The organism is Streptomyces sp. NPDC127190, from assembly GCF_042672505.1.
In the GTDB taxonomy this organism is placed as follows: domain Bacteria; phylum Actinomycetota; class Actinomycetes; order Streptomycetales; family Streptomycetaceae; genus Streptomyces.
Window position 1 is genome coordinate 301,768 of record NZ_JBHXVE010000007.1, and the last position, 11,187, is coordinate 312,954.

Below are 11,187 nucleotides of genomic sequence, written 5' to 3' on the forward strand. Positions count from 1 at the left end.
GGTGTTGGGGGGGGGGCCGCCGGGGGGGGGGGGCGCGCGCTCGGGCCCCCCCCCCCCCCCCCCGGGCCCCGCGGCGGCGGCCCCCGGGGCCAGGGTCACCACTTCACCTACCGCGCGCTCATCCGCAAGGACGGCGGCGATCTTCTTGTTCGTCTCACCACCTCGCGGTGGTCAGGGGTGTGCGTCGCGGCAGCTCACCAGGTGCCGGGCTCAGACCGAATGGTCCACGCCCGCCGTTGCGGTGGCCTGGGCTGCTGCGGTTGCGGCGCGGCCGCGGGCGCTCGCCCGCCGGGCGTAGGTCATCGTCCAGTAGACCAGCACGCCGATCACGACGTACGGCAGGAAACTGTTGACGGTCACCATCTGGCTGTGGGACAGCTGGTAGACGAGCACGATCCGCAGCACTGCCTCCACGATGAACGCCAAGCCCCAGACGATCGTGAGATTGCGCTGCACTCGGCGGAACCCCGGGTACTGCCACATGCCGTTCCACCAGTCGATCATCTGCGGAGTGCCGTCCGTGGCGAACTTGCGGCCGAAGTAGAACATCAGCGGGCGCGGCGCGGCCAGCGTGGCCAGGTACACCGCGCCGACCAGACCGGTCACGAAGGAGTCCTTGGCCAGCAGCAGCCGCGGGTCGTCGGGTCCGGTGAACGAGATGACGAGGGTGAGCACCACGAAAAGCAGGGAGACGATGGCGAATTCGTCGATCCGCCGGTGCCAGGCGAGGTAGATCGCGATGTCCAGCACCGGGCCGAGACCGGAGACGAGGATGGCGGTGGACTCGCTGTAGCCGTGGTCGTGCAACTGGTTGTAGATGAGGATGGGTGCGACCACGTTGAGAGCGATGGTGAGGAACCAGCCGACAGCGGCGGTCGACCGCTTTCGGGCAGGAGGCTGCGAAGTAGCACTGGACATGCGATTTCCCCCGAGAAATGAATCGTGCAGAAGGCACGTGCAGAGGCGCCCGGCGTGATCCGGCGGACGTCTGAACCGCGCACATTCTTGCCGATCTTGGACTGTGATGGCTAGTACGAAGCGGGTGCCCGAAGCTTGCTGGGGCCCATGCGGCTACTTGCCTCATGTGCAACCGGTTGGTTGCGTACGCGTCGCCGGATGTGCTGGTTCGGCAACGGAGAGCCGGTCAAGATCGACCTGCGCCCCGGCGGCCTCTTGGTCTTCGACCACGGCCTCCACGGGGTCATTCCCGCCCGTATCCAGACAGTCGAGCCTCCGCGCCGCCTGTCCTGGCGGTGGTCTCAAGGCGCCGCAGGCGAGGAACCGGACGACTCGAACGCCACTCTGGTCGAGTTCACCCTGACCGAAGACGACTCCACAGGAGGCACCCGGCTCACCATGGTCGAAAGCGGCTTTGCGCACCTCGGGCTGCCCACGCAGGAGGTCATCGGCCGGCACCGCGCCAACGGTCAGAACTGGCCTGGCAAGCTCGACCAACTGCGCGCGGACTGCGAACAGACCACGGCATGACCCGCACCAACGAGGGCGAACAGGCTCCCGATGACGTCCTGGTGGCCCTGGCTGAACCGATCCGCCGAGAGGTCCTGGCCGTCCTTGCCCGCGAAGGCGGCGCGACCTCGACCTCCCTGGCGGCAAGCCTGCCCATCACCCGCCAAGCGGTGGCCAAACACCTGGCCGTCCTCGACCGCGCAGGACTCGTACGCGCCCACAGAGTCGGACGCGAGGTCCGCTACGAAGCCGACCTGCAACCACTGAGGCGGGCGACGCGGTGGATGGACACCCTCGCCACCCAGTGGGAACGCCGCCTCAACGCGATCAAGGATCTGGCGGAGGGGACCGCTGGGCCCTGACCCCCAGATCGGTGCGCATCCCAGAACGAGGAAGGCTTCGGGGGCGAAAGCGCGCTCCACGACCCAGCGTTGGGTGCCCAGGCCGGAGCCGTGCTCGGGGCCGGCGGCGGGCGATCAGTGGCTTCACGCCGAGGTCCCCGACCATACGACGGCACGTGCCGTGGTCGTGGCCGCGGTCGCTCAGCACCAGCTGTCAAGCCGCCCTGGGGCGAGCTGCTGAGCCTGTCCGTCAGGCCTGCTCACAGGCCCAGGGCCGTCCGGTCGACACCGGGTGCGGGGAGGTGGAGGATGGGGGAGCGGCGCCTTACCCACCAGTCCGGCGCCACAGTCGTACATCCCGTTGTCGCTGGAGGGACAGTTTCGGCCAGCTGGCGCGGTGACTTGCCCCCGTGCTCCGCGGCGCCCTCCACGCATCGCGAGGGAGGACCCCCACCATGGCCCGGTGCATCCGGCGCAACGCCGTCATCTCGCTCGTTGCCTCATCGTTCGTCCTCGGGAGCATGGTGTTCCTGGCGCCTGCCGCCACCGCGGCACCCGGTGCGGGGACGTGCACAGTCAAGACCGAGGGCAACGCGAGGCAGCCGCTGACCCTCAACGGTGGTGAGTTCTCTCAGCCGCGCGCCGCTATCAGGCCGCGTACGGGCGACGGCCCGCTGGAGGTCACCAAGGAGGGGCGGGGCATCATCATGCGCCTACCGCTCGAAGGCGGCGGTCGGTTCGTGCTCGAACTGACCCCGGCAGAGGCGAGTGACCTCACCGGCGCGCTCAAGCAAGTCGTCGACAACGGTGAATCCACTGCGTGCTTCAGGGCCAAGATCAGGCCGCGTACGGGCGACGGCCCGCTGGAGGTCACCAGGGAGGGGCAGATCATCCTCATGCGCATACCGCTCGAAGGCGGCGGTCGGGTCGTGTTCGAACTGAGCCCGGCCGACGCCGGTGCCCTCACCGACGTACTCCGCAACGTCGTCGACTGATGTGAGAGCGGGAGCCACCTCACCTGCCCCAGTACTGTGGCTCCGCATGACCGACTCCGAGATCGAGATCACCGCCGACCTGGTCCACGACCTGCTGAAGGATCAGCATCCGGACCTTGCGCGGCTCGCCATCCGCGAGGTGGCGGGCGGCTGGGGCAACCAAATGTGGCGTCTCGGGGACGAGTTGGCCGTACGCATGCAGCGCATGGACCCCACCCCGGAACTCCAGTTCAAGGAGCGGCGGTGGCTGCCCGTGCTGGCCCCGCGCCTGCCGCTCCCCGTGCCGACCCCGGTGCGGTTCGGTGAACCGTCCGCGCGCTTTCCCAAGCACTGGACTGTGATGACGTGGGTTCCCGGCGAGCCGCTGGACTACTCTGCGATCAGTCGCGGCGACCACGCGGCCGACACCCTGGCGGGCTTTCTCACGGCACTCCACGTGGAGGCCCCCGCTGACGCGCCGATCAGCGAAGACCGTGGCGGCCACCCCAAGCAGTGCACGGACGGCTTCGACCACTTCTTCCACGCCGTCGTCCCCGACGACCTCGCCGACGATGTGCGAGCCGTCTGGGATGAAGCCGTCGCGGCGCCCGAGTGGGAGGGGCCGCCGGTGTGGGTGCATGGCGACCTGCATCCGGCGAACGTCGTCGTCTCGGACGGGACGCTCTCGGGCGTGATCGACTTCGGTTCCCTGTTCGCCGGGGATCCGGCGTGGGACCTCGCCGCCGCATGGGTCATCCTTCCCTCGGGCGCGACCTCACGCTTCTTCGACGTGTACGCGCAGGCGGACGAGGGGACGATCCGGCGCGCCCGTGGGCTGGCCGCCCTGAAGAGCTTGTTCCTCATGCTGATGGGACAGAACGGGGACCAAGGCCTTCCTGGCGGCAAGCCGGCGTGGGGACCCGCAGGCCGGGCAGCGCTCGACAATGTTCTGAGAGGCTGATGCGTGGGCGGACTGGAGACGCGGAACGCGACACCGGGCCGGAGACCCGGCTAGCGCGTGACCGGGGGAGCGCCGGTCGCCGCGACGGACAGTTCCCACAGCCGTGCGGCTGCGTCCGGGTCGATGGCGTAGGCGCGGACGCCGCCGTCGTCCATGGGCGTGGCGGGGGCGGCAACGCGGGCGATGTCGCAGTCCTCGAGGTAGAGGCCGCCTCGGCTGCCGAGGAGCGGGGAGGTGGCGGCCCACAGGCCGGTTGCGGCGCCCTGGGAGGGTGTCTTGAAGTCGGCGCCGATCACGTTGCCGTGCTCGTCCACCCATCCACGTTCGATCTGTTCCTGGAGAGTCATTTCCCGCTGGAGCCCGGTGATGATCTTTCCCGGGTGGAGAGCGAACGTCCGGACGCCGTCGTCGCGTCCGAGGGCGTCGAACTGCACGGCGAACAGGGCGTTGGCGGTCTTCGCCTGACCGTAGGCCAGCCACTTGTCGTATCCGGTGCAAAAGTGCGGGTCGTGCCAGCGGATGTCGGTCAAGGCGTGCCCGGCGGAGCTGTTGACGACGACCCGCGCACCCTCGGCGGCGGCCAGGAGAGGGTAGAGCTCGTAGGCGAGGGTGAAGTGTCCGAAGTGGTTGATGGCGAGCTGGCCTTCCCAGCCGGGCCCGACGCGTTGCTCAGGGGTGGCCATGACGCCTGCGACGGCCATGAGGAAGTCGAGTTTGCCGAGGGAGTCCTTGATGTGTGCGGCGGCGGCGCGCACGCTGGCGAGGTCCGCCAGGTCCATGGGGATGACATCGCAGCCGTCCACGTCTGCGAGAGCGGCGCGGGCGAGGCCGGGCCGGCGTGCCGGAACGATGACCCGGGCCCCGGCGGCAGCCAGACCTCGGGTGGTTTCCAGGCCGAGTCCGGAATAGCCCCCGGTCACGACGGCGGTGGCGCCGGACAGGTCGAGACCGGCGAGGACGTCCTCGGCGGTGCTGGCGGCGGAGAAGGGCGAGCCGAGCGGCTGCTGATCACTGATGGTCATGCCGACGACGCTAGAATCTAGAGCGAGGTCTAGATCAAGTCCTAGGCTGGGCGGCATGGCGACTGTCGAAACCCGTGCCGAGCCACTGAGCATCGGCGAGGTGGCCGAGCGGACCGGCCTCAGTGTGCATGCACTGCGCTTCTACGAGCGTGAGGGCCTGCTCGTCGGACCGGTCCAGCGCACCGCGGGCGGTCGGCGGCGGTACACCACCGCCGATGTCGACTGGCTGCTGATCTGCGTGAAGTTGCGCGAATCCGGCATGCCGCTGGCCGACCTCAAACGGTTCGCCGAACTGGTACGGCATGGCCCGGGCAATGAGGCCGAACGGCTGGAGCTCCTCGACGCACATCAACAGCGCGTCGAGGCGCAGATCCAGGCGCTGGAGGAGTGCCGTTCGGTGATCGCCTGGAAGGTCGGCGTCTACGCCGAACACCTTGCCCGGGGCGAGGCGGGCGGGCTCTGGGACCCGACGGTCTGAGACAGGGACGGTGAAGGGGTGTATCCAGGTACACGGTCTTCGGTATCCAGCTACAGTCCGCGGCCCATGGCAGCCCGGCATCGTGAAGGTCATGCGGACGACAAGAACGATGCGAACGGCCGGGACGACGCGACAGGGTGAGAGCCCGACCGTACGGACAGCGGTCTATCTGACGGTGGCCTTCCTGGCGGCCGGAGCGCTGGGGGCACTGCAACCGGCGACGGGGATCCCTCCCGAGGTGGTGCAACTCACCCAGTTCGGCCCGGCGCTGGCGGTGGCGCTGGCGGCTCTGCTGTGGCCGGTAAACACGCGGGCGCTGGTCTCCGGGCCCCGGACACGGCTGACCTCCGCCTGGCCGCTGCTCGCCTCGCCCTTTCTGATCATCCTGCTGTCGGCGGGCCCCTACGCCCTGCTCACGGGCGCGCCCCACGCCACCGACCTGCGCACACTGCACCACTCCTTCCTGCTCATAGCGGTCGCGCAACTCCTCGGAGCGTGCGGTGAGGAGATCGGCTGGCGCTGCTACCTACAGCCGTTGCTGCGCACCAGGTTCAGCGCGCTGACCGCGTCGGCCACGGTCGGCGCGGTGTGGGGGCTGTGGCACGTCCAGGTACTGGCCGAGGCCCCGGCGTACGCGGCGGGTTTCCTGCTCGCCACGATCGCGATGTCCATCGTCCTGGGCCTGGCCCTGGAGGCGACGGGCGGCATGGCCCGGCTGCTCCTGGCTGGTGCCTTCCACGCCCTGGTGAACCTCGGCATGCTCCTGTTCATGGACGAGGAGACGGGCCGTACGGCGCCGATGGTGCTCTTCGGGGTAGCGTGCGCGCTGGTGGCGGGGGCGTGGGTGTTCGGCCGCAGGGCGCTGACGATCCCCGCGGCGGTGGAATGAGGAGGCGGGGGCGTGCGGGTGAAGTGGTCCTGGCGCGACGGGGCGGTCGCGCTGGGCCGATGCCAACTGACCGGGCTCTCGGGTTTCGAGGTGGCCGGCGCCGGGCTGCTGGTGGGCCTCGCCCTGCTGCTCGTGCCGGTGGGCCTCGGCCTCCGGCTGCTGCCGCCCTCCGCCGCCTGCCTGCGCCGCGTCGCCGACCGTCACCGCACGCGGACCGTCCACTGGAGCGGCCGCCCCCTCAGCCCGCCCGAACCCCTGCCCGACCGCGGCCCGGTACGTCGTACCGGCGCCGCGATCCTCGGTGACGACGGCTTCTGGCGCGATCTGCGGTGGGCCTGGCTCGAGCCGTTGACGGGCGGCCCGCTCGCCTCGCTGCCGCCGACACTGATCGGGTACGGGGCGTTCGGCGCCCTGGTCCAGCCGTTCGTCTGGCGGCAGTTGGGCGACGGCAACTGGTACGCCTTCATACCGGTCACCTCGACGCCGACGGCGCTTGCGGCACTGCTGCTGGGCCTGGCCTTCACCGCAGCCGGCCTGCGCCTTTCGGTTCCCGTCCTGGCCCTGCACGGCCGTGTGAGCCGCCGTCTGCTCTCCGCGCCGCGTACGACCGAGTTGGCCCGGCGGGTGGCGCGGCTCACCGACAACAGGGCCACCGTCCTGGATGCACACGCGGCGGAGATCACCCGTATCGAACGCGATCTGCACGACGGTGCGCAAGCGCGCCTGGTCGCTCTCGGGCTGACTCTGGATCAGGCGACCGGACTGCTCGACACCGACCCGGCGACCGCCCGTGCCCTGCTCCTGGACGTCCGTGCCGCCTCCGAACGCGCCCTCCAGGATCTGCGCGACCTGGTGCACGGCATCCACCCGCCGGTCCTCGCCGACCGGGGCCTCACCGACGCCGTGCGCTCCATGGCCCTGGACAGCCACCTGGACGTGGAAGTCTCCGCTAGCCCGCCCCTGCCACGCCTGCCCACTCCGGTGGAAGCGGCGGCCTACTTCGCGGTTTCGGAGCTCCTCACCAATGCGGCCAAGCACGCGGAGGCCACAAGGGTGCGTATCACCCTGGCGCACGACGCCACACAGCTGCGCGTCACGGTCACGGACGACGGCCGGGGCGGTGCGGACCCCGCCGGTGGCAGCGGACTGGCCGGAGTACGGCGGCGGTTGGATATCTTCGACGGCGTGCTCGCCCTGCACAGCCCGCCGGGTGGTCCGACCACCGCGACCCTGGAGATACCGTGCGCGTCGTCCTCGCCGAAGACCTCTTCCTCCTCCGCGACGGCCTGACGCGCATCCTGCACGAACACGGCTGCGAGATCGTCGCCTCGGTGGACAACGGTCCCGAACTGCTGAGAGCCCTCACAGAACGGGAGTTGGACGTGGCGTTGATCGACGTACGCCTGCCACCGACCCATACGGACGAGGGCTTGAAGGCGGCGCTGGAAGCCCGCCGTATCCGCCCCGGCCTCCCGGTGCTGATCCTCTCCCAGTACCTCGACCAGCTCTACGCCCACGAGCTGCTCTCCTCGGGAGAGGGCGCCGTCGGCTACCTCCTCAAGGACCGTGTCACCCACACCACCACCTTCCTCGACGCCCTGCGCACCGTCGCCGCCGGCGGCACGGTCATGGACCCCACCGTGATCGCCAAGCTGCTGTCCCGCAGTGAGAAACGCGGCCGCATCGACTCACTGACCCCGCGCGAACACGAGGTCCTCGCCGGAATGGCCGAGGGACACTCCAACACGTCCATCGCCCACGCCCTCCACATCAGCGAGAGCGCCGTGGCGAAGCACATAGCAGCGATCTTCGGAAAGCTCCGCCTGGAACCCTCTCCGGAGGTGAACCGCAGGGTGCTGGCGGTGCTGGCATACCTGAAGAGCTGAACGCCCTGGCGCGCTTTTGAACCCCTTCGAGGAGGCGCGAGCGGCGATTGCGTTCTGGGCAATTACCCGGGGCTGTTGAGGCGTTCTGGGGTGTGTTGCCCATGGTGAGCGCCTATGCGCCCTGTACGCCCTCTGTCTGACTGCCGTCGGCACACCGCACGGTCGATCCCATGGGGGACACCTGGGAACAGGAGTGTGCCGGCCGCGGGGACGGCAGTCGCTGCCCGCACGGGGCCGTGCTGAGGATCGATGCGGGCAGCGTGGAGTACCGGTGTGATGACTGCCGGGATTACTGGGAGCTGGACGAGACGGAACCGTGGCGCCGGGTGGCCGACGACGACGGGCCGTCCCGGCCACTCGGGGATCCACGGGAAGCCGGGCCGGGCACCGCGGCGTAGGACGATGTCAGGCCATCCTGGTCCTCAGCGGGTCAACGGCCAGCACCGTGGCAGCCGGGGGCGGCCCCCCAGGTACGTGCGTGCGGTCAGCTCAGCCGGGTGTCGGCGTACACGGTCATCGCATCGCGCTGGTAGACGGCGAGCCCCTCGGCGATCTTGTCGAAGTTCGCCCGTATCTGCGGGTCGTCGACATAGCTCTGGCCCACTCCCTTGTACGCGGCCGCGCACGGCGTCCAGAACCGGCAGATGCCCCGGTAGTTGGCGTCCACCTCGGCCTGTACCGCGGGGTCGGACACCGGTGTGCCGGCCACCATGAACTCCGCCATGCGGATCATCTGTGCCGTCACCTCACGCTGCCAGCTCTCCATGTCCTCGGAGGTCATCGCCTCGACGGCCCGCCGGGACTGCTCCCACGCCTGCGGCCACCGCTCCCGCACCTCGGCCTCGGCCTCGGAGGGCGTCTGGAACCCCTCGAACAGGTTCTCCGGCTTGTTGATCCTGGTCATACGGTCCTTGCCTCTGCCTTCTTCCAGTTCGGCGATGGTGCGCCCGACCGTACGGGCCAGCGTCTCCAGCCGGTCCCGTTCCGCGAGCAGCCGTTCGTGGTGCTCACGGAGCACGGCCACCTGGTCGAGCTGGCTGTCCAGGACCGCCTGGATCTCGCGCAGCCCCAGGCCCAGCTCCCGCATCAGCAGGATCTGCTGCAACCGCAGCAGATCGGCCTCCTCGTAGTAGCGGTGCCCGTTGCTCCCGATCCACGCAGGCGGCAGCAGCCCGATCTCGTCGTAGTGCCGCAGCGTCCGCGATGTCACCTTGGACATCCGCGCCACCTCCGCGATCGACCAGGCCATGACCGGTGCCTCCTTCGCCGGGCCGGTCTCTCCGGCCACACGTATGACCGTAGAAGTTGCCGTAACGGAAAGCGCAAGCCTGAGAGGGGCCCGTGGTGTCCCCGTTCACCACGGGCCGCCGGGTCGCAGGCGCCGAAGAGCCTCAGTGAACGCGCCACCGCCTCATGACTGGTTCTCGTCGCCGTGCGAGAGTCGGTCGATCGTGCGGATCGTGGCGTCGCGGGCTTTCACCACCCGGTCCAGCTCCGCGCGGTGCTCTGCGATCGCGGCCTGTTCGTAGGCCGACTCGACCGCGAACCAGACTCCTACGAGATTGGTGCGTGCCTTGCAGGCGACGTCCGCCCGCGCCTGGGCGATCTCGCTGCGGGACGGGGTCGCGCCATTCGACGACGGCACCTCGTCCATGGGGGTGCTCATCCTGAAGCCCCGGGAGGTCATGCACGCCGACCATGCCGAGAAGACCTTGGTGACCCGGGGGTCGGACATGGACCGTTCGAAGCCGTCGGCCTTGATACTGGTGACGATTCCGTCCGTATCGGTGCCCGGACCCTGCGAACCCCCGGCGCCGAGCAGCCGCTCGGCCTCGTCCAGGCATCCGCCCCTGGGGACCGGCCGGCCACGGTACGAGGTGAGGGGCGTGCCCGAGGTGTCCACCCCCGTGAGGACACCTCGGGCCGCCGTCGAGAGGGACCGGGGCTTCGCCACCTTTGCCGCCTTCGCCGCAGTGGTCCCGGAGGATGCGGCGGTGGGGGTGTGGTAGCCCCAGGTCCGGGCCTCCGCGGCGTCGGTGAGCCCGTACCGCCGGTACAGCACGGTGTACGCGTCCAGCGCCTCACGCTCCGCCGCCGACCCTGCCGGGAGGCGGGCCGCCGCAGGGTACGGCACGGAGAGCCGCCGCATGCAGGCCCGTACGGCCGCGTCGTCCGCCTCGTCGTATTCCAGTGCCTGCCGCGGGGTCAACATGTAACGCTCGATGGGCAGATGGAGGTGCTCCACCCCGACGATCCGCGGAATCGCGCCCACCGCGGGTGGTGCAGTCTGACGGGACGGCTGGGCCGACGGGGAGGAGCAGGCGCTCAGGGCCGCCAGCGCCAGCGCGCCGCCGGCGAGTGCGATGCGTCGTGGCAGCCATCGACGCGGTGCGCGTCGTACAGGCCGTGCCGGTTGTGCGGGGGCGGGTGCGGAGACGTACGCCATGGCCATCGCTTCCTCGGAGGTCGGGCACGCGGTGCCCCGCCCCCGGCGGGGCACCGCGTGCTCACAGGTCTGGGGACTGCTCAGTGACCGAGACCGGGGCAGCGGGTGTGGTCCGAGACGGCGATGGACGCCTCGTTGTTGCGCATCCAGCTCGTGAGGTTGCCGCCCTTGTGGGGCGCCAGCCAGTTGGAGTCCCCGCGGAAGTTCGTCGAGTACCAGATGCCCACGTTGCACACCGTGCCGTTCTGCGCGGACGCGGCGTTGTTGCGGACCCGCTGGCCGGAGCCGGCCCCGCTGCCGCCGAACCTCTTCGTCCCCAGGTCGCCGACCTGGAGCAGCTTCGTCCGGTACGCGGCGTTCTTGGCGTTGGGGGAGTAGTACAGGCAGAGGTCGTACGGGCTCTTGATGTCGCAGTCGGACCTGCTGTTCCAGCTGGAGATGTCCGCGCTGCGGGCCTCCGCGTGTCCGGCCACGGCGCCCAGCGCCAGCGCCGCCGTGGCCATGAGCACTCCGGCACGGGCGGGCATCCGCTTCATGATCGTCATGTTCGTTCTCTCCCGGTGTCTGTGTGGAACCACAACCTCTGCGGTGCGGCCAGGTGCTGCCGCCGTGCGGGCCGGCCGGCACCTGCAACCGGTCTAGCGCGTCGTCGTTGGGGGCGCGCGCGGGGGGGGGGCGGGGGGCGCAGGGTGGGGCGGCCACGGCGCGGAGCGCCGGGCGGAG

13 protein-coding genes and 1 pseudogene are annotated in these 11,187 nt (G+C 70.1%); 9 read left to right on the forward strand and 5 right to left on the reverse strand.

Annotated features, from left to right (window positions below; all coding sequences use genetic code 11):
• Positions 1-210: 210 nt before the first annotated feature.
• The gene (locus ACFVIU_RS14630; protein WP_385842775.1) at positions 211-837 is read right to left on the reverse strand and encodes a VC0807 family protein; all 627 of its coding nucleotides are present in this window, start codon (positions 835-837) and stop codon (positions 211-213) included.
• A 279-nt stretch (positions 838-1,116) separates the two neighbouring features.
• On the opposite strand from ACFVIU_RS14630, the gene ACFVIU_RS14635 reads away from it, so the two are divergent.
• The 5 genes and pseudogenes from ACFVIU_RS14635 to ACFVIU_RS14655 all read left to right on the forward strand — a co-directional run bounded on the left by ACFVIU_RS14635 (position 1,117) and on the right by ACFVIU_RS14655 (position 3,743).
• On the forward strand, positions 1,117-1,488 hold the full coding sequence (locus tag ACFVIU_RS14635) for an SRPBCC domain-containing protein (protein WP_385842776.1): 372 nt from the start codon (positions 1,117-1,119) through the stop codon (positions 1,486-1,488).
• The gene (locus ACFVIU_RS14640) at positions 1,485-1,829 is read left to right on the forward strand and encodes an ArsR/SmtB family transcription factor (RefSeq protein WP_385842777.1); all 345 of its coding nucleotides are present in this window, start codon (positions 1,485-1,487) and stop codon (positions 1,827-1,829) included. The genes ACFVIU_RS14635 and ACFVIU_RS14640 overlap by 4 nt, the downstream gene beginning before the upstream one ends.
• Before the next feature lie 584 nt (positions 1,830-2,413).
• A pseudogene (locus tag ACFVIU_RS14645) lies at positions 2,414-2,608 on the forward strand (DUF3117 domain-containing protein); the annotation flags it as partial.
• A 36-nt stretch (positions 2,609-2,644) separates the two neighbouring features.
• A complete protein-coding gene (locus ACFVIU_RS14650; protein WP_385842803.1) occupies positions 2,645-2,803 on the forward strand; it encodes a DUF3117 domain-containing protein in 159 nt (52 codons plus the stop codon).
• 46 nt (positions 2,804-2,849) lie between these two features.
• Positions 2,850-3,743 carry an aminoglycoside phosphotransferase family protein gene (locus tag ACFVIU_RS14655; RefSeq protein ID WP_385842778.1) on the forward strand — a complete coding sequence of 298 codons (894 nt, stop codon included), beginning with the start codon at positions 2,850-2,852 and terminating at the stop codon, positions 3,741-3,743.
• Positions 3,744-3,793: 50 nt separating this feature from the next.
• Here the strand turns inward: ACFVIU_RS14655 and ACFVIU_RS14660 are convergent, their stop codons facing one another.
• Positions 3,794-4,765, reverse strand: a complete 972-nt coding sequence (locus ACFVIU_RS14660; RefSeq protein ID WP_385842780.1) for an SDR family NAD(P)-dependent oxidoreductase — start codon at positions 4,763-4,765, stop codon at positions 3,794-3,796.
• 55 nt (positions 4,766-4,820) lie between these two features.
• Between ACFVIU_RS14660 and ACFVIU_RS14665 the strand changes: the two genes are divergently transcribed.
• From ACFVIU_RS14665 to ACFVIU_RS14680, 4 genes are all read left to right on the forward strand, one after another.
• Entirely contained in the window at positions 4,821-5,243 is a 423-nt protein-coding gene (locus tag ACFVIU_RS14665) for a MerR family transcriptional regulator (RefSeq protein ID WP_385842781.1), read from the forward strand.
• A 91-nt stretch (positions 5,244-5,334) separates the two neighbouring features.
• On the forward strand, positions 5,335-6,132 hold the full coding sequence (locus ACFVIU_RS14670; protein ID WP_385842782.1) for a CPBP family intramembrane glutamic endopeptidase: 798 nt from the start codon (positions 5,335-5,337) through the stop codon (positions 6,130-6,132).
• 12 nt (positions 6,133-6,144) lie between these two features.
• A complete protein-coding gene (locus tag ACFVIU_RS14675) occupies positions 6,145-7,422 on the forward strand; it encodes a sensor domain-containing protein (RefSeq protein ID WP_385842783.1) in 1,278 nt (425 codons plus the stop codon).
• Positions 7,374-8,018: a LuxR C-terminal-related transcriptional regulator gene (locus ACFVIU_RS14680; protein ID WP_385842784.1), complete on the forward strand. Its 645-nt coding sequence runs from the start codon at positions 7,374-7,376 to the stop codon at positions 8,016-8,018. Before ACFVIU_RS14675 ends, ACFVIU_RS14680 begins: the two co-directional genes overlap by 49 nt.
• Before the next feature lie 484 nt (positions 8,019-8,502).
• On the opposite strand, the gene ACFVIU_RS14685 is transcribed toward ACFVIU_RS14680, so the two are convergent.
• The 3 genes from ACFVIU_RS14685 to ACFVIU_RS14695 all read right to left on the reverse strand — a co-directional run bounded on the left by ACFVIU_RS14685 (position 8,503) and on the right by ACFVIU_RS14695 (position 11,009).
• The gene (locus ACFVIU_RS14685; protein WP_385842804.1) at positions 8,503-9,267 is read right to left on the reverse strand and encodes a MerR family transcriptional regulator; all 765 of its coding nucleotides are present in this window, start codon (positions 9,265-9,267) and stop codon (positions 8,503-8,505) included.
• A gap of 162 nt (positions 9,268-9,429) precedes the next feature.
• A complete protein-coding gene (locus tag ACFVIU_RS14690; protein ID WP_385842785.1) occupies positions 9,430-10,464 on the reverse strand; it encodes a hypothetical protein in 1,035 nt (344 codons plus the stop codon).
• Between the two features lie 80 nt (positions 10,465-10,544).
• Positions 10,545-11,009: a hypothetical protein gene (locus ACFVIU_RS14695; protein WP_385842786.1), complete on the reverse strand. Its 465-nt coding sequence runs from the start codon at positions 11,007-11,009 to the stop codon at positions 10,545-10,547.
• Between the last annotated feature and the right edge of the window lie 178 nt (positions 11,010-11,187).

What these genes read in the sequence shown, in the direction of transcription:
- ACFVIU_RS14635 (WP_385842776.1), top strand. Translation starts at nt 1,117, where the DNA reads ATGTGCTGGTTCGGCAACGGAGAGCCGGTCAAGATCGACCTGCGCCCC.
- ACFVIU_RS14640 (WP_385842777.1), top strand. Translation starts at nt 1,485, where the DNA reads ATGACCCGCACCAACGAGGGCGAACAGGCTCCCGATGACGTCCTGGTG.
- ACFVIU_RS14655 (WP_385842778.1), top strand. Translation starts at nt 2,850, where the DNA reads ATGACCGACTCCGAGATCGAGATCACCGCCGACCTGGTCCACGACCTG.
- ACFVIU_RS14660 (WP_385842780.1), bottom strand. Translation starts at nt 4,765, where the DNA reads ATGACCATCAGTGATCAGCAGCCGCTCGGCTCGCCCTTCTCCGCCGCC.
- ACFVIU_RS14665 (WP_385842781.1), top strand. Translation starts at nt 4,821, where the DNA reads ATGGCGACTGTCGAAACCCGTGCCGAGCCACTGAGCATCGGCGAGGTG.
- ACFVIU_RS14670 (WP_385842782.1), top strand. Translation starts at nt 5,335, where the DNA reads ATGCGGACGACAAGAACGATGCGAACGGCCGGGACGACGCGACAGGGT.
- ACFVIU_RS14685 (WP_385842804.1), bottom strand. Translation starts at nt 9,267, where the DNA reads ATGGCCTGGTCGATCGCGGAGGTGGCGCGGATGTCCAAGGTGACATCG.
- ACFVIU_RS14690 (WP_385842785.1), bottom strand. Translation starts at nt 10,464, where the DNA reads ATGGCGTACGTCTCCGCACCCGCCCCCGCACAACCGGCACGGCCTGTA.
- ACFVIU_RS14695 (WP_385842786.1), bottom strand. Translation starts at nt 11,009, where the DNA reads ATGACGATCATGAAGCGGATGCCCGCCCGTGCCGGAGTGCTCATGGCC.